This is a genomic window from Gordonia sp. G4 (assembly GCF_057770005.1).
In genome coordinates, this window is sequence record NZ_CM173442.1 from 3,991,435 (window position 1) to 4,009,812 (window position 18,378).

Annotated in this window: 19 protein-coding genes and 4 tRNA genes; 16 read left to right on the plus strand and 7 right to left on the minus strand. The window is 67.6% G+C overall.

Going from position 1 to position 18,378, the window contains the following annotated elements:
* Positions 1-2 precede the first annotated feature (2 nt).
* Both AC3B5T_RS17950 and AC3B5T_RS17955 read right to left on the minus strand, forming a co-directional pair.
* Positions 3-821 carry a sulfurtransferase gene (locus tag AC3B5T_RS17950; RefSeq protein WP_055474663.1) on the minus strand — a complete coding sequence of 273 codons (819 nt, stop codon included), beginning with the start codon at positions 819-821 and terminating at the stop codon, positions 3-5.
* 23 nt (positions 822-844) lie between these two features.
* A complete protein-coding gene (locus AC3B5T_RS17955; protein WP_055474662.1) occupies positions 845-2,785 on the minus strand; it encodes a flavin-containing monooxygenase in 1,941 nt (646 codons plus the stop codon).
* A gap of 138 nt (positions 2,786-2,923) precedes the next feature.
* On the opposite strand from AC3B5T_RS17955, the gene AC3B5T_RS17960 reads away from it, so the two are divergent.
* Genes AC3B5T_RS17960 through AC3B5T_RS17975 form a run of 4 tightly spaced genes read left to right on the plus strand, consistent with a single transcriptional unit; the run spans position 2,924 to position 6,897 of the window.
* Positions 2,924-3,562 (plus strand): nitroreductase family protein, encoded by a 639-nt coding sequence (locus AC3B5T_RS17960; RefSeq protein ID WP_010840912.1) that lies wholly within the window; start codon positions 2,924-2,926, stop codon positions 3,560-3,562.
* Positions 3,559-5,169, plus strand: a complete 1,611-nt coding sequence (locus tag AC3B5T_RS17965) for a class I adenylate-forming enzyme family protein (protein ID WP_055474661.1) — start codon at positions 3,559-3,561, stop codon at positions 5,167-5,169. Before AC3B5T_RS17960 ends, AC3B5T_RS17965 begins: the two co-directional genes overlap by 4 nt.
* Positions 5,150-5,794 carry a TetR/AcrR family transcriptional regulator gene (locus tag AC3B5T_RS17970; protein WP_010840914.1) on the plus strand — a complete coding sequence of 215 codons (645 nt, stop codon included), beginning with the start codon at positions 5,150-5,152 and terminating at the stop codon, positions 5,792-5,794. The genes AC3B5T_RS17965 and AC3B5T_RS17970 overlap by 20 nt, the downstream gene beginning before the upstream one ends.
* Positions 5,791-6,897 carry a CaiB/BaiF CoA transferase family protein gene (locus AC3B5T_RS17975; protein ID WP_055474660.1) on the plus strand — a complete coding sequence of 369 codons (1,107 nt, stop codon included), beginning with the start codon at positions 5,791-5,793 and terminating at the stop codon, positions 6,895-6,897. The genes AC3B5T_RS17970 and AC3B5T_RS17975 overlap by 4 nt, the downstream gene beginning before the upstream one ends.
* A 41-nt stretch (positions 6,898-6,938) precedes the next feature.
* Here AC3B5T_RS17975 and AC3B5T_RS17980 read toward each other — a convergent pair.
* From AC3B5T_RS17980 to AC3B5T_RS17990, 3 genes are all read right to left on the minus strand, one after another.
* Positions 6,939-7,013 (minus strand) — tRNA-Val (locus AC3B5T_RS17980).
* A gap of 21 nt (positions 7,014-7,034) precedes the next feature.
* Positions 7,035-7,108: transfer RNA gene (locus tag AC3B5T_RS17985), tRNA-Cys, on the minus strand.
* Between the two features lie 22 nt (positions 7,109-7,130).
* Positions 7,131-7,203, minus strand: a tRNA-Gly gene (locus AC3B5T_RS17990).
* On the opposite strand from AC3B5T_RS17990, the gene AC3B5T_RS17995 reads away from it, so the two are divergent.
* Positions 7,174-7,359 carry a hypothetical protein gene (locus AC3B5T_RS17995; RefSeq protein ID WP_084817184.1) on the plus strand — a complete coding sequence of 62 codons (186 nt, stop codon included), beginning with the start codon at positions 7,174-7,176 and terminating at the stop codon, positions 7,357-7,359. The two genes, AC3B5T_RS17990 and AC3B5T_RS17995, sit on opposite strands and share 30 nt — an antisense overlap.
* A 97-nt stretch (positions 7,360-7,456) precedes the next feature.
* Positions 7,457-7,528, plus strand: a tRNA-Val gene (locus AC3B5T_RS18000).
* 77 nt (positions 7,529-7,605) lie between these two features.
* Here the strand turns inward: AC3B5T_RS18000 and AC3B5T_RS18005 are convergent.
* On the minus strand, positions 7,606-8,364 hold the full coding sequence (locus AC3B5T_RS18005) for a GTP pyrophosphokinase (RefSeq protein WP_055474721.1): 759 nt from the start codon (positions 8,362-8,364) through the stop codon (positions 7,606-7,608).
* Positions 8,365-8,517: 153 nt separating this feature from the next.
* Between AC3B5T_RS18005 and AC3B5T_RS18010 the strand changes: the two genes are divergently transcribed.
* The 4 genes from AC3B5T_RS18010 (at position 8,518) to AC3B5T_RS18025 (ending at position 11,136) form a co-directional block, all read left to right on the plus strand.
* A complete protein-coding gene (locus tag AC3B5T_RS18010; protein WP_205334498.1) occupies positions 8,518-9,777 on the plus strand; it encodes an IS256 family transposase in 1,260 nt (419 codons plus the stop codon).
* A 293-nt stretch (positions 9,778-10,070) separates the two neighbouring features.
* A complete protein-coding gene (locus AC3B5T_RS18015; protein WP_010840919.1) occupies positions 10,071-10,445 on the plus strand; it encodes a DUF732 domain-containing protein in 375 nt (124 codons plus the stop codon).
* Entirely contained in the window at positions 10,442-10,795 is a 354-nt protein-coding gene (locus AC3B5T_RS18020) for a DUF732 domain-containing protein (RefSeq protein ID WP_055474659.1), read from the plus strand. The genes AC3B5T_RS18015 and AC3B5T_RS18020 overlap by 4 nt, the downstream gene beginning before the upstream one ends.
* Positions 10,796-10,806: 11 nt before the next feature.
* Positions 10,807-11,136 (plus strand): hypothetical protein, encoded by a 330-nt coding sequence (locus AC3B5T_RS18025; protein WP_014926601.1) that lies wholly within the window; start codon positions 10,807-10,809, stop codon positions 11,134-11,136.
* Between the two features lie 46 nt (positions 11,137-11,182).
* Here the strand turns inward: AC3B5T_RS18025 and AC3B5T_RS18030 are convergent, their stop codons facing one another.
* Complete coding sequence (locus AC3B5T_RS18030; protein WP_055474658.1) at positions 11,183-11,719, minus strand: hypothetical protein; 537 nt, start codon at positions 11,717-11,719, stop codon at positions 11,183-11,185.
* A 148-nt stretch (positions 11,720-11,867) separates the two neighbouring features.
* Between AC3B5T_RS18030 and AC3B5T_RS18035 the strand changes: the two genes are divergently transcribed.
* The 6 genes from AC3B5T_RS18035 (at position 11,868) to AC3B5T_RS18060 (ending at position 18,341) form a co-directional block, all read left to right on the plus strand.
* A complete protein-coding gene (locus tag AC3B5T_RS18035; RefSeq protein ID WP_084817183.1) occupies positions 11,868-13,265 on the plus strand; it encodes a glycosyltransferase 87 family protein in 1,398 nt (465 codons plus the stop codon).
* A 43-nt stretch (positions 13,266-13,308) separates the two neighbouring features.
* Positions 13,309-13,833, plus strand: coding sequence for a TIGR02611 family protein (locus AC3B5T_RS18040; protein WP_055474656.1), 525 nt, complete (start codon positions 13,309-13,311; stop codon positions 13,831-13,833).
* Positions 13,834-13,954: 121 nt separating this feature from the next.
* Positions 13,955-16,048, plus strand: coding sequence for a threonine--tRNA ligase (thrS, locus tag AC3B5T_RS18045; protein ID WP_055474655.1), 2,094 nt, complete (start codon positions 13,955-13,957; stop codon positions 16,046-16,048).
* Entirely contained in the window at positions 16,041-16,604 is a 564-nt protein-coding gene (locus tag AC3B5T_RS18050; RefSeq protein ID WP_004018806.1) for an ATP adenylyltransferase, read from the plus strand. The genes thrS and AC3B5T_RS18050 overlap by 8 nt, the downstream gene beginning before the upstream one ends.
* A gap of 97 nt (positions 16,605-16,701) precedes the next feature.
* On the plus strand, positions 16,702-17,421 hold the full coding sequence (gene pgsA / locus AC3B5T_RS18055; RefSeq protein ID WP_055474654.1) for a phosphatidylinositol phosphate synthase: 720 nt from the start codon (positions 16,702-16,704) through the stop codon (positions 17,419-17,421).
* The gene (locus tag AC3B5T_RS18060; RefSeq protein WP_010840927.1) at positions 17,418-18,341 is read left to right on the plus strand and encodes a phosphatidylinositol mannoside acyltransferase; all 924 of its coding nucleotides are present in this window, start codon (positions 17,418-17,420) and stop codon (positions 18,339-18,341) included. Before pgsA ends, AC3B5T_RS18060 begins: the two co-directional genes overlap by 4 nt.
* The last annotated feature ends 37 nt before the right edge of the window (positions 18,342-18,378 follow it).

Sequence of the window (18,378 nt, forward strand, 5' to 3'; positions counted from 1 at the left end):
TGTCACGACAGCGGACGAGCGGGGTCGGCGGTCCAGGCGTTCATCGACCCGTCGTAGACGGCGACGTCCTCCCGGCCGAGGGTGCGCAGCGCGAAAGCGGCGGCGGTGGCCGCGATCCCGCCGCCGCAGTAGGTGACCGGCCGCACCGACGGGTCGAGGGCGCCCGCGTTGCCGAACAGCTCGCGCAACTCCTCGAGTGGCCGGAGTCGGCCGGAGTCGTCGACGAGGTCACCGAACGGGACGTTGACACTGGACGGGATGTGGCCGTTCGCGAACGATTCGCGGTCGAGCGCGTTGACCAGCAGGACAGAAGAATCGGCGGTGGCGTCGGCGACCTCGGCGGTGGACACGACGCGCTCGGGCCGGCGACGCGGGGTGAATGATGCTGCCGGATGGGTGACCTCGCCGGTCTCGACCGGCAGACCGGCCGCGGTCCAGGCGGAGTACCCGCCGTCGAGGACGAGCACGTCGTCGAAGCCCTCGAGTCCGAACTGCCACCACAGGCGGGTGGCCCAGATGCCGTTCACGGTGTCGTAGACGACGACGGTCGAGTCGTCGCCGATCCCCAGGCCGCCGATCGCCGCGGCGAATCGGGCCGAGTCGGCTGCCGCGAAGGGCGCTTCGCCGTCGGGATCGCTGAGGTCGGCGATCTGGTCGGCGAACACCGCGCCCGGCAGGTGCCCGGCCAGATAGGTGTCGCGCCCGGAGGCGACATGGGCGCCGTCGGCGTCGAAGGTCAGGTGAACGGTCGCGTCGACGATGCGCAGGTTCTCCTCGCCGAGACGGGCGGCGAGGTCGGGGGCGGAGATGAGCGAGGTCATGACAGACACCGTAGTCCCGTCGGTCACCGGAGAGGTTCGGCGAGGAAGTCCGCGAGGTCGACGGTGCGCGTGCGCGCCCAGTAGTCGACGATCCGCCACGGCAGGACGGCGACGACGCGGCCATCGGGGTTGCGGTACCAGTTGGTCATCGCCGGGTGCGTCCACACCATCGTCGCGTGGGCACGGTCGACGGCATCGTTGTATTCGTCGGTGACATCCCGCCGTACTTCCAGTGCGCCCAAACGGTTCTCGATCATCGCGCGAATGGCATCACAGACGTAGCGCACCTGGTATTCCAGGATGCTGATGAAGCTGCCGCCGTGTCCCAGGGCGGTGTTCGGTCCGGTGAGGATGAACAGGTTGGGGAAATCGGGGGCGGTGATGCCGAGATAGGCGTAGGCGTCGTGATCACCCCACGCCTCGACCGTGTTCTGCCCGCTGCGTCCCACGATGTCCATGGGGTACAGGTAGCGGTCGCTGTGGAATCCGGTCGCGAAGACGATGATGTCGAAGTCGTGTGCGGTGCCGGTGCCGTCGACGAGCCCGCCGGGTGTGACGCGCTCGACACCATGCGGGACCAGCTCGACATTCGACCTGCGCAACATGCGAAACCAGCCGTTGTCCAACAGCATCCGCTTCCCGAAGGGCGGGTAGTCGGGGGTCGACAGGTCGACGAGGTCGGCGCGGTCGCCCAGCTCGGAGCGCAGGTAGCGGAGATAGAACTCGCGGTGACCGTGATTGACCGCGTTGATCGACGCGGTCTGCTCCGGCCAGTCCGGGTCGACGTGCAGGGTGGAGTGGACCTTGTCGTTGAAGATCCACGACAGCCGTGCGCGATACCACTCGCGATATCCGGGGAGGTTGTCCATCAGCCAGTGCACGTTGTCGCCGACCGGTGCGAAGTAGTCGTCGTTCGGCGCGATCCACTGCGGTGAGCGCTGGAAGATCGTCAGGGACCCGACTCGATCGGCGATCGCCGGCCCGATCTGCATCGCACTGGCACCGGACCCGACGATGGCGACCCGCTTGCCCGTGAGGGCGCCGGGCTCGTCCAGTTCGTCGGGCCACTGCGCGGAATGGAAGATCGGGCCGGTGAAGCCGGCCATGCCCGGGAGCTCGGGAAGCTTGGGACGGTTGAGGATTCCGACCGCGCTGATCAGGATCCGGGCGGTGAGTGTGTCCTGGTGGCCGTCGCGGTCACGGACGTGGACCGTCCAGCGCTGGGTGTCGGTGTCGTAGGCGGCCGAGAGGACCTCGGTGCCGAATCGGACCCGGTCACGCACCGCGTGCCGGTCGGCGAAGGCCTGCAGGTAGCCCTGCACCTCGTCGCGTTTCCCGAAGTGTGTCGACCAGGGGTGGTCGAAGGACGAGATCGAGTACAGGTAGCTCGGTGTGTCGACCCCGGCGCCGGGGTAGTGGTTCTCGTACCACGAGCCGCCCACCTCGTCGTTCTTCTCCAGCACGGTGTGCTCGACGCCGGCCGCGGCGAGCTGCGTGGAGATCAGCATGCCGGCCACTCCGGCACCGATCACCAGCGCGTCGATCGACGTCGCGAGATCGGCCGGCAGGGTCGGGAGATGCCTACCCCGCAGGTCTCCGCGGACGATCTCGGTCATCATCGGCGCGAATTCCGGAGCCACCTGCTCGCCCGCGGTGAACGACATCAGTGCGGCGACGAGGGTCTCGTCGGCCGGCTTCCGCTCGGGACGACCGCGGTCATACCAGTCGTCGAGGGCGTCGACGACCGCCTCGCGGATCTCCTGCTGGATGTCCTCGGCGAGACCGCCCGAGGAGTTGTCGTCCATGCCGCGGCTACGCGTCGGGCGGTACCGGTCCGCCATCCACCGCCGGTCGCCGGTCATCTCCACGAGAACGGCGAGCAGGGTCGGGATGTTGCCGTCGGCGACCGCCGCGCGGATCTCCGCGGTGTGCGGCCGGGTCGACCGTAGGGAAACGGATGTCATGACTGAAACTAACCACTGTTAGTAGTGCCTCGTCAATACCAACTTCAGACACCGATATCGACTATTGACGCCGCGATCGGCGTGTGTAAGTGTGGGCTCAGTCATACTAACGCTGGTTAGTGATCACGGAGGATGGACATGGATCTCAGCGAAGCAATGCGCACGACGGGCACCTGCCGCTACTTCAGCGAGCGGCCCGTCGAGGACGACGTGCTGTACCGGGCGTTCGACGACGCGCGGTTCGGCCCGCAGGGCGGCAACCGGCAGCCCGTTCGCTGGGTGGTCGTCCGCGACGAGGTCACGAAGAAGGCGCTCGCCGACCTCTACCTGCCGTTCTGGGAGGGCTACTACGCGGCGGTCGTCGAGGGTTCGAAGAAGGTCGGTGCGGTACCCAAGACCGTGGAGAGTGCGAACTACTTCGCTCATCATCTCGCCGAGGTGCCCGCCCTCATCGTGGTCTGCGCCGAGATGGAAGGACTGCACCCCACCGACCACGAGCTCGGCAGGCTCAGCGTCGTCGGCGGGGCGTCGATCTACCCGAGCGTGCAGAACCTCACCCTCGCGCTCCGGCAACAGGGCGTGGCGACCGCGCTGACAACCCTGCTGTGCGCCGCCGAGAACGAGGTGAAGGACCTCCTCGGCATTCCCGAGGGATACCTGACCGCCGCGCACATCGCCGTCGGCTACCCGCGTGACGACTTCCCCCGCAAGCTGACCCGGACCCCGGTCGAGGAGATCACCTTCCTCGACCGGTTCGACAACCGGATGTTCGCGTGAGCGCCCCCGCCGTGGACTCCAGCACCCGCGCACTCACATCGGCACAGACCTCGAAGCTCGGCCGGGCCACCGTCGGTGACCAACTACGACGCCTGGCCCGGTCCCAGGGTTCGACACCGGCGATCGTGGCCTACGACGCGCAGGGCGGACGGACGTCGACGTCGTACGCGGAACTCGACTCGATGGCCAATCGGGTCGCGCATGTGCTGCTCGACCTCGGCGTCGGACGAGGGGACCGGGTGGCGGTGATGAGCCGCAACCGGGTCGAGACGGTCGCCACCTACTACGGCGCGCTGAAGGTCGGCGCCGCGTACTCCGGCGTGAGCCCGATGTTCCGGGAAGGCGAAGTCGCACAGCAGCTCCGTCACCTGGAGCCGACGGTGCTCGTCGTCGAAGAACCCCTGTCCGCGCTGGCCGGTCCCATCGCCGACGGTCTCGGCATCTCGGTGCTCGTCGTCGGTGACGACGACGCGAACTCGTGGAACTCCTTCGACGAGTCGGTCGCCGCGGCAGACGATTCCGAACCCGACTGCGACGTCGACGAACACGACCTCGCGATGATCGTCTACACCAGCGGGACCGAGTCGACGCCCAAGGGCGTCGAGATCGCTCACCGGAACTACCTCATCTCCACCTCGCCCGCATACACGTGGGGGCTGCGCTGCCGCAACGACGACGTGTGGCTCTACGTCATGCCGTTCCACACCATCGCCGGAATCGGTTCGCTGACGTCGCTGACGCTGCTGGGCGCGACCCTGGTACTGCCGGCCGCGGTCGACCCGGCGACGGCGTTGCGGATGATCCGGGACGAGAAGATCTCGGTGCTGGCGCAGACGCCGACGTTCTTCATCGCGCTGGCCAACCACCCCGACTTCGGCCCCGCCACAGTGGGTTCGGTACGTCGGTGCCTCACCTACGGCGGTCAGGTGTCGCCGCATGCGGTCGACGCGTGGGCCGCGGCCACTCCGGAATCGGTGTGGGGCACCTACTGGGGGCAGTCCGAACTCACCCAGCTCGGCTCCGTCGGCTGGTTCCGGCGGCTCGAGGACGTGCCGGATCAGGACCCGACCTGGATCGGCAAACCGGTCGGGCACCTGGAGGTCCGGGTCGTCGACGCCGACGGCAACGACGCCGAGGAGGGCGAGCTGCTGTGCCGCACACCGTCGGTCATGCTGGGCTACTTCAAGGACCCCGAACGCACCGCGCAGGTCTTCGAGGGCGGTTGGGTGCACACCGGTGACATCGTCCGTATCGACGCCGAGGGCAACCTGTTCTTCCGCGACCGGCGCAAGGACATGATCAAGACCGGCGGCTTCAACGTCGCCTCGCAAGAGGTCGAGCGAGTGCTGCAGGCGCATCCCGACGTCGAGCGCGCCGCCGTCGTGGGGTTGCCCGACCCGTACTGGTCGGAGGCCGTCACCGGTTTCGTGGTGCTCCGCCCCGGCGCGGAACACACCGGTGCCGACATCCGCGAGTACTGCCGGACCGACCTGGCATCGTACAAGGTGCCCAAGGAGGTCTACGTCGTCGATGCACTGCCGACCGATGCTCAGGGCAAACTGCTCAAACGCGAGTTGAGGAAGGCCTATGGAACCGGTCAGGGCTGAGGACGACGCCATCGAGGCAGCCGACGATCACCGGCAGCGGACGGATCGACGGCCACGCCGGCGCCGCGACGAGATCGTCGAGGCCGCCGCCGGTTACTTCGCCGAACACGGATATTCCAACGCCGGGATGCGCGACATCGCCCAGGCCGTCGGTATGCGAGGGGCGAGTCTCTACAACCACTTCCAGTCGAAGGAGGAGATCCTCTACGCGATCGCGCTGCGCATGACCGAGGACCCGCAGGAGGACCTGCTGCTGCTCGATGCCGAGGGCGGTCCCGTCGAACGGCTGACGAACCTCATCGAGGCGCACGTCCGGCGACTGGCGCGACACCGGGTGGAACACCTTGTCGCCCTCCGGGAGCTGTCGGCGCTGACGCCCGAGCACCGACGCGTGGTCACCGACTACCGCAAGTACTACCAGCGTCGTATCCGCGATGTCATCGACGCCGGTGCACGGATGGGGCTGTTCGAGGTTCGCGACCCGCACCGATCCGCGGTCGCGGTGCTGGACCTGATGAACGGGATCAGCTGGTGGCTCAACGACTCCCACGATGTCGACCAGCTGGCACGCGACTACGTCGACTTCACGATCGGTGGCGTGCTCCACCACCGTCCGACGTCGTGAGCGGCCCGCTCGCCGGGGTGCGGGTGGTGGAGATGCCCGGTCTCGGGCCGACGCCGCACGCGTGCATGCTGCTCGCCGATCTCGGCGCCGACGTCCTCCGGATCCGGCGCCCCGGCCCCGATCTGCCCGGGCCCGACGGCATTCCGGCTGCCGACGCCGGTCTGTACCGGTCACGACGCAGTGTCGACGCCGACGTCAGGGACCCCGCCGACCTGGCCCGCATCCGCGAGCTGATCATGCGCGCCGACATCGTCGTGGAGGGTTTTCGGCCGGGCGTGATGGAACGTCTCGGACTCGGTCCCGAGATCTGCTCCGACGCACCGCGACTCATCTATGCACGGATGACCGGATGGGGGCAGGACGGCGACCGCGCCCCGAGCGCGGGACATGACATCAACTATCTGGCGGTCACCGGTGTACTCGAGGCGATGGGTCCGGCCGGAGCGCCGCCGGTGCCGCCGCTCTCGCTCGTCGGCGACTTCGGCGGTGGCTCGATGCTGCTCATCGTCGGGGTGCTGGCCGCCCTGCACGACCGCACGCGCACCGGTCGCGGTCAGGTGATCGACGCCGCGATGGTCGACGGCGCCGGCCTGCTCGCCGCGCTGCAGTGGTCATGGAAGGCGGCCGGACGCTGGCGTTCTCGGGACCAGGGCAACCTGCTCGACGGGTCGGCGCCGTTCTATACCACGTATCGGTGCGCCGACGGCAGATTCATCGCCGTCGGCGCGCTCGAGGAGAAGTTCTGGCGGAATCTGGTCGACACCCTCGGGGTGGGTGATCTGCCCGACCGGTGGGACCGCGCCTCGTGGCCGGTGATCGGCGCCGCACTGCAAGCCCGATTCGGAACGCGCACGCGCGACGACTGGGGGAGTGTGTTCGCCGATGTAGACGCCTGTGTGACACCGGTTCTCGACTTCGACGAGGCCGCCGCTGACCCGGTCGCGGTGCAGCGGGGCTCGTTCGTCCGCCTGGACGACGCGATCACGCCGGCGCCCGCGCCGCGCTTCTCGCGGACCGTGCTGCCCGCCCCCTCCTCGCCGTCGGCGGTCGGGCTGGGGGAGATCGTCGACGAATGGTCGGTGGCGACCGCGACGGCACGCTGATCGCAAACGAAAAACCCCCGGTCAGACCGGGGGTTTTGTCGTGGTGCGCGATACAAGGATTGAACTTGTGACCTCTTCCGTGTCAGGGAAGCGCTCTCCCACTGAGCTAATCGCGCGGGTATGGAATTGTGCAGCGTTGGAGGTGGCGACGGGAATCGAACCCGTGTACACGGCTTTGCAGGCCGTTGCCTCACCACTCGGCCACACCACCAGATGCGAGTCGACTCGCGCCGAGCGGATGACGGGATTCGAACCCGCGACCCTCACCTTGGCAAGGTGATGCGCTACCAGCTGCGCTACATCCGCATGCCCACGAGCGATCTTGTGGATCTTGCTGCTCGCGGTGCGAAGAGAAACTTACGCGATGGTTTCCGAACTATCCAAATCGCCTGGTCAGAGGCGTGGGCGAGAGTGAATCCGCAGCATGTGATTCACCCGCGGGTGCAGATCGCCATGCAGTGACATGGCCCACCGCCGGAATTTGGGACTTCTGCGCAACCCGTGTAATCTTCTGGCTCGTGCACAGGCGCCCCTGTCACTGACAAGAGGCGCCCGACACGGTCCCGTGGCTCAGTGGAAGAGCGTCCCGTTCACACCGGGAAGGTCGCTGGTTCGATCCCAGCCGGGACCACCGAACGACAAGAGCCTCGCCGAATTCCCGGCGAGGCTCTTGTCGTTGGGGGCGCTTCCGCGGTTCGGCACCTACGGTCAGGACGACTCCGGACGACTTTCCGCTACCTCCGGCGTGAACGAGTGCTGCCGTAGATACCGGATCACGTCGTCGTCGATGGGGCCCCGCGCCGAACTGGTCGTGTCGCCGTGAACCTCGGCGTGCAGCCGCTCCATCCGCTGATCCAGTTCGTTCGCCGTGCGGGCCGCCGAAGCGAGCTCTGCCGACAGGTGGTCCGGGACGCGGCCGTCGTACTTGTAGAAGATCTTGTGCTCCAGCGTGGCCCAGAAGTCCATCGCCACGGTCCGGATCTGGAGTTCGACCACGACCTCGACGGGACCCGTGGACAGGAACACCGGGATCGCGACGATCGCGTGCAAACTCTTGTAGCCGTTGGGTTTGGGCGCCGCGATGTAGTCCTTGATCTCGATGACCCGGATGTCGTCGTGTGAGGTCAGGGTCTCCAGGATTCGGTAGGTGTCCGCGATGAAGCTGCACGTGACGCGGATGCCGGCGATGTCGGTCAGTTGTGCGCGGATCGACGGCAGGTCAGGAGAGATGCCCTTGCGCATCGCCTTGCGGAGGATGCTCTCGGGTGTCTTGACCCGCGAGGTCACGTGCTCGATGGGGTTGTAGTGGTGCAGGTGGAGAAACTCTGTACGCAGGATGGTCACCTTGGTCAGGATCTCGTCGACCGCGAACTGGTACTCCATCTGAAACCGGGTCAGGTCGTCCCGCATGTGGGCCAGATGGTCGAGGATCTCCCGGTCGATCGGACTGTCGCTGGATACTGTCATCGCTCCTCCGCGGGTACACGAAGTAGTGCCCCATAGGGTGGTGTAACTCGGTGGCCGAGATCGCCTGCAGCTACGTGTTGTACACGGATGTAGAGCGGCCACCGTGTGATCCTTCGAGTCAACCGTCTAAAGAATCCTCGAGGAGTCATCACGATGACCGCACCCCATATTGTCGACCCTGCAGGCCTACTTGGCCAAGCCCTATCCGACGCATCACCGGATCTGATGCGCGAGCTGCTGCAGACCATGATCAACGCCCTGCTGTCCGCCGACGCCGACAGCGTGTGCGGCGCCGAGTGGAACGCCCGCACCGCCGAGCGCACCAACCGGCGCAACGGCTACCGGCACCGGCCCCTGGACACCCGCGTCGGCACCGTCGACGTCGCGGTGCCGAAGCTGCGCTCGGGCAGCTACTTCCCCGAATGGCTGCTCGAGCGCCGCAAGCGGGCCGAGTCCGCGCTGATCACCGTCGTGGCGGACTGCTACCTGGCCGGGGTATCCACCCGCCGGATGGACAAGCTGGTCAAGACCCTGGGCATCGACTCACTGTCAAAGTCGCAGGTTTCACGCATGGCCGCCGACCTGGACGAGCAGGTGGCCGCGTTCCGGCACCGCCGCCTGGACGATGCCGGCCCGTTCACGTTCGTCACCGCCGATGCGTTGACGATCAAGGTCCGCGAGAACAACCAGGTCGTCAAGGCGTCCGTCCTGCTGGCCACCGGGGTCAATGGCGACGGGCACCGCGAGGTCCTCGGGATGCAGGTCGCCACCAGTGAGACCAAGGCCTCGTGGAACACTTTCTTCGCCGACCTGGTGGCCCGCGGACTGGGCGGGGTGCGGCTGGTGACCTCCGATGCCCACGCCGGGCTCGTGGACGCGATCGCGGCGAACCTGCCCGGTGCAGCGTGGCAGCGGTGCCGCACCCACTACGCGGCGAACCTCATGGGCGTGTGCCCCAAGTCCATGTGGCCGGCCGTGAAAGCGATGCTGCACAGCGTGTATGACCAACCCACGGCCACCGCGGTGAACGAGCAGTTCGATCGGCTGTTGGAGTACACCGAAGGCAGGCTGCCCGACGTTGCTGACCACCTTGGCGATGCCCGCGAAGACCTGCTGGCCTTCACCGTGTTCCCCGACGACGTATGGCGCCAGATCTGGTCCAACAACCCCACCGAACGGCTCAACAGGGAGATCCGCCGCCGCACCGACGTCGTGGGCATCTTCCCCAACCGGGACGCCATCGTCCGCCTCATCGGGGCGGTCCTGGCCGAGCAGACCGACGAATGGGCCGAAGGACGCCGCTACCTCGGACTCGAAGTCCTGAGCCGCTGCCGCCTCACACTGACCACCGACACCGGCACCAGCTCGACCACGGAGGTGAGCACCGATGAACTGATGCAACTACCCGCCTGATCACCAACGAAGGATCAAAAACCAGTTACACCACTACCAGGGGCTTGACCGTACACGAACCGGTGGACACACAATCGACCACCGACCACCGACCATAGAAGCCCGGACCGTTCCATGGGCGCCGCGACCGGTCGAGCGCAATGGCGGACGGCATCCACGCTGCAGTGCGGCGTTCGATTGATCGGATGAACAAAGCCAGTGACCTCAAGTTTCGGCACCGCGGATGGATACGATGCGGCGGCAGTTGTAGCGATCGGTGGCTCACGGCTGCAGGCGGACGCTTGGAGACAGACATGACCACACGCTGTGGCTGGCTTGCTGGAGTCGCCGCGCTCACATCGGCTGTCGTTGTCGCGTTCGGTGCCGGTGATGCCTCGGCATCGCGCGGCGACTATCTCGCCATTCTGCAGTCGCAGGGGATCTACACAACAACCCCCGGAGCGGCGTCGTGCTTCGACCATCCCGGCGACGGCGCCAGCGGTTGTAGCCGACGTTTCACCACAGCTGACGACGCGCTTCACACCGGCTACTGGGTGTGCGGTCAGCTGGACACCGGCCGTTCGTCATCGTCCATCGCCCACGCGCTGTACGCAGCGGACGGACTGTTTCTCAGCAAGGAGAACTCCGCCATGGTCGTCACCGCCGCGCAGACAGAACTCTGCCAATGAAACGACTCATCACCGGAATGCTGGCCACGATGGCACTGGGTGCGGGTCTGCTCGTCGGCACCGGGCAATCGTCCGCCATCACTGTCGCCGAGCAGGCTTTCGTCAACAAGGCGCGAACCCTACCCACTGCAGCCTGGCCGAACAGTCGCTACACCACTGACGCGGAAATGGTTGCAGGCGGCTACCGGGCCTGTGGGGTCATGGACCGACATGCGGACACTCAGATTGCCGAGCGGGTCTTCTACAACCCTGACGGCAGCTACCAGCCTGCTTACGAACAGCGACTGTTCTTGCTCTACGCGACCCAGGACCTCTGTCCTCGCCACGCATATCGCTACGAGAACTTCTGAGGAGATCACTGATGGCCAGAAAGTCCGTCGCCGGAATAGTCATGGCAGCAGCGGTCATCGGCGCTGTGGCCGGCGTCGGCGGGGCGTCGGCGGCGCCGTCTTCGGTTCAACGCGAAGGCGGACCCTGCTATCAGCACGAGTACGGCATGGACTCTGCCGACGGCACGCTGTACTGCTCCGCCGAAGTAGCTGGTTGGCGCAGCTACGCCGTAACCCGTGCGCCCAAGGTCCGTATCGGCACCCCCTGCCCGAAACTCGGTGCTCGCGCGATGGTCTATCAAACCGACGGCACCGCCACGTGCCGGCAGTCGAACAGCGCCGGTTTGCGGTGGCAGTGGTAGTTGCCGCACCGGCGTTCCGTGAGTGCGGCGCGGCGATCGGTCGAGCTCAGTAAGGACTGCACCCCTGCACGAACACGGGCCGGTAAGGCCCCGCCACCGCGTCGATGTCGTGAAGAAGCCGTGCCAACACGACGACCGCATCGTCCGCGGACCGTTGCTGCGGTGCGGCGAGGAGTGCGTGGCCGTACTGCATCGTGTCCGTGGCGACGATCCGTACCCGCCACCCCGGGGCGTCGAGGGGCGGTGACTGGATGTCGCTCAGAAGACGGCATGCGGACCGCTGCGCGAGCTTCTCGCCGTCGCTTCCTGACGACAGACGGACGAGTGCCTCGGCGGCACGGCGCTGCTCGGGCCTGAGGGCGGCGTCGTCGGGGAGCGGCCAGAGGTCGATCCGCGGGCGCACGACGTCGGACGGGGTCTCGACCGCGATGCGAATCGGTGGAGCCGGACCGTCGACTGGGCTCGACGAGGTGGCGCGCGTCATCGCGGCCCGCTCGATGCCGTTGTCTATGCAGGCCACGGCCAGTGTCAGAGTCGCCGCAGCGAGTGCCGGCCCGAGTGTCCAGGGCGCTTTCGGTGGCATGGTGTCGTCCCCAAGGTGATCTCGTCACCCACCGGGATCAACGGTAGCCCGCCCCGAACCGTCGGAACCCGACTGTCTGCCGAACAACCGACCGCTTCCCGCGGCGTTTCGAGTGAGCCATGTCACAATTCGGGCGTACTCTCGCCGCGTGGCCGAGAGGACTGCCGTCGAACTGCCGGAGTCGTCACGCCCTGCGCCCGCATCGGTGTCGACGGCAGCGATCGTCGGGGCGGCCGTCATCGCGATCACGGTGATCGCCTGGCACATCGCGGCATTCCCCATCACCAACCCGTTCTACGGACTGTTCGAGAACGCCACCGACGTCCGCGTCTACCGGGCGGGCGCCGCCACCGTGCTCGACGCCGCACCGCTGTACGACGCCCCTGTCCTGTGGCGTCTGCACTTCACCTACCCGCCGTTCGCCGGACTGGTCTTCGTCCCGCTGGCTCTGCTCACCGAGAGCATGGCCCGAATGGTCTGGTGGGCGATCGGTTTCGCCGCGCTCGCGGGCGTCGTCGCGATGAGTCTCCGGAGCCTGAACTACCGACTCGATGCGCGTCTCGGCGTGTTCGCCGTGCTGATCGCGATCGCGTCGACCGCCCTCGAGCCGATCCGCACCACCATCTGGCTCGGCCAGGTCAACCTTCTGGTGATGGCGTTGATCCTGATCGACCTGGTGTTTCTCGGGAGGTGCTCACGGTGGCGCGGGGTGGCCATCGGAGTCGCCGCCGGACTCAAACTGACGCCGCTGTTCGCCGTCGTCTACCTGCTGGTGACCCGGCAATGGCGTGCGGCCGGCACCGCGGTGGCGACCTTCGCGGCGACCGTGGCGATCGGATTCCTGATCGTTCCGGCCGACTCGTGGGCCTACTGGACCCGTCACCTCGCCGACACGGACCGCATCGGCCGGGCGGATTCACCCGCCAACCAGTCGGTGCGCGGATTCGTGTCCCAGTTGCTGGCCCACTGCGACATCGGACGGTTTGCCGAGCGCGCGCCCGGCGGGCCCGTCTTCGTGGCGCCGACGTGGCTGTGGCTGCCGCTCGCGCTGATCGTCGCCGGTCTGGGGTTGCTCGCCGCGGTCCTCGCTCATCGCGAGTCGCGCGACCTTCTCGCCGCGACGATCGTCGGGATGACGATGTGTGCGGTCTCGCCTTTCGCGTGGGGGCACCACTGGGTCTGGTGCGTACCCCTGTTCATCGTCGCGCTCGACCTGGCCATTCGGCGGGGGAGGACGGCGGGTGCGTGGTGGTACTGGCTCGCTCCGATGGGCGTGGTCGCCCTGACGTTCACCTGGTGGCGGCACTGTTGGGACAGCGGGCCCTACCTGACGTCGGATCACGCGATCGCCCTGGGGCTGTTCATGATGCCGCGCGACCCGAACGGCTCCATCGTCGACGACGTGCTCGTCGTGCTGTACTCCGGGTGCTATCCGCTTCTGCTCGCGGTCACGGTGTCCGCGACGCTGATCGACGCCGCGCTCATGTGGCGTCGCCGTCGAACGCCGAGCCTGCCGGCGCCGGAGGACGCCGCTGTGATCGCGTAGCCTGGACGTCACTTTCCGGGCCGAACGAACAGGGTGGGAGACGATGCCGACACCGGGGGCGAGCGAGTCCGGAGTGAACGAGACCTCCACACCGGACCCGGCGCGGAGCGTTTCGTCGAATCCTGCTGCCGGGCGCGCCGACGTCGACCGCGGATCCCGCCGGCACCGCCTGCGAATCCTCGCCCGCCACCGTCGGTTCGTGGTGCGCAGCAACCCTCGCTGGCACGGCATCTACCGCATCGCGGTCGGGACCATCGGCACGATCGTCCTGCTCTGCGGCATCCTCGCGATCCCGTACCCGGGCCCCGGATGGCTCATCGTGTTCCTCGGGCTGGGAATCCTGTCGTCCGAGTTCGAGTGGGCGCACCGGCTGCTGAAGTTCGCGCGGGCCAAGTACGACGCCTGGATGGAATGGATCGGCCGCCAGCACTGGTCGGTGCAGGCCATCTTCTGGCTCGGCACCTGCGCGATCGTGATCGCGACCCTGTGGTTGCTCGGAGCCCTGCACACCGTCGCCGGCTGGGTGGGCCTGGACTACAGCTGGCTGGCGAGTCCCGTCTTCGGCTGATCGCGAGGGCCACAAGGTAGGGGTGCACTCCACGACGACGCGGCGCGGATACCATCAGAGTCGCAAACGTCCCGACCCGGACGCGTCTTCGCGTGTCCGCCCCGACCCTAGGAGCGCCCCCGTGCCCGACGACGTCCAGGTGACCAGCCCCGCCACGATCCGTGTGCCGGCTGGGACGACCGCGGGCACCGCACTGCGCGAGGCCGTGTTCCCCAACAAGGGGCCGGAGGCCATCGTCGTCGTCCGTGACGCGGACGGCGATCTGCGCGACCTGTCGTGGGCACCCGACGCCGACACCGACGTCGAACCGGTTGCCGCGAACACCGAGGCCGGCCGCAGCGTGATCCGGCATTCATCCGCACACGTTCTCGCACAGGCGGTCCAGGAGCTCTTCCCAGAGGCCAAGCTCGGCATCGGTCCGCCGATCAAGGACGGCTTCTACTACGACTTCGACGTCGCCGAGCCCTTCACACCCGAGGACATCGCCGCCCTCGAGAAGAAGATGAAGCAGATCATCAAGTCGGGTCAGCGATTCTCGCGGCGGGTGTACGCGTCGAAGGACGAGGCCCGTGCCGAGCTGGCAGGTGAGCCGTTCAAGCTCGAGCTCATCGACGACAAGGGCGCCGCCGACGACGCCGAGGTCATGGAGGTCGGCGGTGGCGAGCTGTCGGTCTACGACAACCTCAATCCTCGTACCGGCGAACGCATCTGGTGCGATCTGTGCCGCGGGCCGCACGTCCCGACCACCAAGTACATCGCGGCCTTCAAGCTGACCCGCAGCTCGGCGGCCTACTGGCGCGGTGACCAGGACAACGCCGACCTCCAGCGCATCTACGGCACCGCGTGGGAGTCGGTCGAAGCCCAGGACGCCTATCTGGAACTGCTCGCCGAGGCGGAGAAGCGCGACCACCGCAAGTTGGGCGCCGAACTCGATCTGTTCAGCTTCCCCGACGAACTCGGGTCCGGCCTGCCGGTGTTCCACCCCAAGGGCGGCATCATCCGCAAGGAGCTCGAGGACTATTCGCGTGCCCGCCATGTCGCGGCCGGATACGACTTCGTCAACACGCCACACATCACCAAGTCGCACCTCTACGAGGTGTCCGGACACCTCGACTGGTACCGCGACGGCATGTTCCCGCCCATGCACGTCGACGCCGAGTACGACGAGGACGGGGCGGTTCGCAAACCCGGGCAGGACTATTACCTCAAGCCGATGAACTGCCCGATGCACAACCTGATCTTCCGTGGCCGGGGCCGTTCATATCGCGAACTGCCGCTGCGGATGTTCGAGTTCGGCGCGGTGTACCGGTACGAGAAGTCCGGTGTCATCCACGGTCTGACACGCGTGCGCGGCATGACCCAGGACGACGCGCACATCTACTGCACGCGCGAGCAGATGCGCGACGAGCTGACCTCGACCCTGCAGTTCGTTCTCGACCTGCTCAAGGACTACGGCCTCGACGACTTCTATCTCGAACTCTCCACCAAGGACCCGAAGAAGTTCGTCGGGTCCGACGAGGCGTGGGAGGAGGCGACCGCCACCCTCGCCGAAGTCGCGCAGGCGTCCGGGCTCGATCTCGTCCCCGACCCCGGCGGCGCGGCCTTCTACGGCCCGAAGATCTCGGTGCAGGCGCGCGACGCACTCGGCCGTACCTGGCAGATGTCGACCATCCAGCTCGACTTCAACCTGCCCGAGCGCTTCGAACTCGAGTACACCGCCTCCGACGGAGCCAAGCACCGCCCGGTGATGATCCACCGCGCGTTGTTCGGTTCGATCGAGCGGTTCTTCGGTGTGCTGACCGAGCACTACGCGGGTGCGTTCCCGGCCTGGTTGTCGCCGGTCCAGGTCGTGGGCATCCCGGTCGCGGAGACGTTCGCCGGGCACCTGCAGGGGGTCGTCGATTCGCTGGCGTCCGCCGGAATCCGTGCCGAGGTCGACAACTCCGACGACCGGATGCAGAAGAAGATCCGCAACCACACCACCGGCAAGGTGCCGTTCATGCTGCTGGCCGGCGAACGCGACGTCGAGGCCGGCGCGGTGAGCTTCCGCTTCCGCGACGGCACCCAGGTCAACGGCGTCCCGGTCGCCGACGCGGTGTCCGTGCTCGTCGAGTGGGTTCGGAGCAGGCGCAACGAGTCGCCCACCAAGGAGCTGATCGAGACCGCCCTGGGCGACGTGGAGACGGTCGTGGTGGCGGGGGCACTCGATGAGTGACGCCGCGTTCGGGGACGCGCCCGGCGAGATCCGGGACGAGGGTGTCGGCGTCGGCGATCGCCTGCAGCGGTTGTGGAGTCCGCACCGGATGACCTACATCGCCGACCCGCAGCCGGCGGAGAAGACCGGGCACCCGTTCCTCGACATCCCGACCATGTCGGACGAGGACGGCCTCATCGTGGCGCGCGGCGAGGCCGTCTACGCGGTGCTGAACCTGTACCCGTACAACCCGGGGCACACCATGGTGGTGCCGTACCGGCAGGTCGCCGACCTCGAGGACCTGACCGCCACCGAATCGGCCGAGCTGATGTCGTTCACCCAGCGGATGATCCGGACCATCAAGTCGGTGTCGAACCCGAACGCCTTCAACGTCGGTCTGAACCTCGGCTACGCGGCGGGTGGCTCGCTGTCCGAGCACCTCCACCAGCACATCGTGCCGCGGTGGATGGGTGACGCGAACTTCATCACGATCGTGGGCGAGACGAAGGTCATGCCGCAGTTGCTGCGGGACACCCGCGGACTGCTGGCCGACGCGTGGCAACGTCTGGGTGACTGACGTACGCGGCGTGCGATCGGGTGAGGCGATGTCAGACGATGGATGACCGGGAAGCGTCGGGGTGCGGCGCACGGCGAGATGGGGGAGGAACTCCGCGATGCTGAGCATTCTGGGTCGGGCGTCGGTCTCGAAGGTGACCCTCCCGATGGGTCGGGCGCTCCTGCGGACCGGACTCACGCCGGACTCGGTGACGGTGATCGGCACGCTCGCGGGCGTGGCGGCCGCGCTCACTCTGTTCCCGATGGGCCATCTGTTCGTGGGCACGCTGGTCATCTGGCTGTTCGTGATGTTCGACATGCTCGACGGTGCGATGGCGCGTGCCCGGGGCGGCGGTACGCGATTCGGCGCGGTGCTGGACGCGACCTGTGACCGCGTCGCCGACGGTGCCATCTTCGCGGGGCTGGCGTGGTGGTGCGCGGTCACCGAACCCCATCACCTGCTGCTCGTCGCGACCCTGATCTGTCTGGTGACCTCGCAGGTCATCTCCTACGCCAAGGCCCGCGCGGAGGCCAGTGGCCTCTACGGCGACGGCGGTCTCATCGAACGGCCCGACCGGCTGATCATCGTGCTCGTCGGCACCGGGCTCACCGGTCTCGGGTTGTGGTGGGCCGTACATGTCGCGATGTGGTTTCTCGCGATCGCCAGCGTGATCACCGTCGGACAGCGCATGTGGTCGATCGCCCAGTCGCCGGGTGCGCGCGACCTCATCCCGATCACCCCGAAACCCGGGGACACCGCCGAGACCGGTACCGACCTCGGGGGCTCCGACCCGCCGGCCGGCTCGGGCGGACAGAACCCACCTGCGGGACAACGATGACCGATTTCGGCGCGCTGGCGGCCGACCTCGGGTACCGGGCGGGCTGGGCCGCGGTCCGATGGGCACCAGAGCGGGCGGCGCGGGCTGTCTTCGACCGTGCCGGAGCCTATGCGGGACGCCGTCGCGGCGGTCCGGATCAGTTGCGGCGCAATCTCGCCCGTGTCCTCGGCGTCGAACCCGCGCAGGTGCCCGACGACCTCGTCGCCGACGCGATGCGCTCGTACGCGCGCTACTGGTGCGAGGCTTTCCGGCTGCCGGCACAGGATCGCGCGACCGTCACGTCGACCGTCACGCTCCCGGCGCCGGACCGGGCTCGGCTCGATGCTGCCGTGGCCCGCGGCAAGGGTGTGGTCCTGGCCCTGCCGCACACGGGCAACTGGGACATGGCCGGTGTGTGGCTGGTCCATCACTACGGCAGGTTCGCGACCGTCGCCGAACGACTCAAGCCGGAGTCGCTGTTCGACCAGTTCGTCGCCTACCGGGAGTCGCTCGGTTTTGAGATCTTCCCGTTGAGCGGTGGCGAGCAGCCTCCCTTCGGACGCCTGGCCGATCGGCTGCGCGCCGGCGGCATCGTGTGCCTGCTCGGCGAGCGTGACATCGCCCGGCACGGGGTGCCGGTCACCTTCTTCGGCGGGCGAACCAGGATGCCTGCCGGGTCGGCGCGGCTGGCGATCGAGACCGGCGCAGCGCTGCTGCCGGCCCATCACTGGTTCGAGGAGGCGCCCTACTCCCGGATGAGCTGCGGCGAGCCGATCGACACCTCCGGCGGCATCGAGTCCGCCACGCAGGCGCTCGCCGACGCGTTCGCGGTCAACATCGCCGCACACCCCGCGGACTGGCACATGCTGCAGCCGCTCTGGGAAGCGGACTGGACCGACCGGCAGCGTGGTCGTGTGGAGCAGGACGGACCGCCACCGTGACCGGCGGGGACGATCGGGATTGGGGAACGACGACCAG

What these genes read in the sequence shown, in the direction of transcription:
- AC3B5T_RS17950 (WP_055474663.1), bottom strand. Translation starts at nt 821, where the DNA reads ATGACCTCGCTCATCTCCGCCCCCGACCTCGCCGCCCGTCTCGGCGAG.
- AC3B5T_RS17955 (WP_055474662.1), bottom strand. Translation starts at nt 2,785, where the DNA reads ATGACATCCGTTTCCCTACGGTCGACCCGGCCGCACACCGCGGAGATC.
- AC3B5T_RS17960 (WP_010840912.1), top strand. Translation starts at nt 2,924, where the DNA reads ATGGATCTCAGCGAAGCAATGCGCACGACGGGCACCTGCCGCTACTTC.
- AC3B5T_RS17970 (WP_010840914.1), top strand. Translation starts at nt 5,150, where the DNA reads ATGGAACCGGTCAGGGCTGAGGACGACGCCATCGAGGCAGCCGACGAT.
- AC3B5T_RS18005 (WP_055474721.1), bottom strand. Translation starts at nt 8,364, where the DNA reads ATGACAGTATCCAGCGACAGTCCGATCGACCGGGAGATCCTCGACCAT.
- AC3B5T_RS18010 (WP_205334498.1), top strand. Translation starts at nt 8,518, where the DNA reads ATGACCGCACCCCATATTGTCGACCCTGCAGGCCTACTTGGCCAAGCC.
- AC3B5T_RS18015 (WP_010840919.1), top strand. Translation starts at nt 10,071, where the DNA reads ATGACCACACGCTGTGGCTGGCTTGCTGGAGTCGCCGCGCTCACATCG.
- AC3B5T_RS18020 (WP_055474659.1), top strand. Translation starts at nt 10,442, where the DNA reads ATGAAACGACTCATCACCGGAATGCTGGCCACGATGGCACTGGGTGCG.
- AC3B5T_RS18025 (WP_014926601.1), top strand. Translation starts at nt 10,807, where the DNA reads ATGGCCAGAAAGTCCGTCGCCGGAATAGTCATGGCAGCAGCGGTCATC.
- AC3B5T_RS18030 (WP_055474658.1), bottom strand. Translation starts at nt 11,719, where the DNA reads ATGCCACCGAAAGCGCCCTGGACACTCGGGCCGGCACTCGCTGCGGCG.
- AC3B5T_RS18040 (WP_055474656.1), top strand. Translation starts at nt 13,309, where the DNA reads ATGCCGACACCGGGGGCGAGCGAGTCCGGAGTGAACGAGACCTCCACA.
- AC3B5T_RS18050 (WP_004018806.1), top strand. Translation starts at nt 16,041, where the DNA reads ATGAGTGACGCCGCGTTCGGGGACGCGCCCGGCGAGATCCGGGACGAG.
- pgsA (WP_055474654.1), top strand. Translation starts at nt 16,702, where the DNA reads ATGCTGAGCATTCTGGGTCGGGCGTCGGTCTCGAAGGTGACCCTCCCG.
- AC3B5T_RS18060 (WP_010840927.1), top strand. Translation starts at nt 17,418, where the DNA reads ATGACCGATTTCGGCGCGCTGGCGGCCGACCTCGGGTACCGGGCGGGC.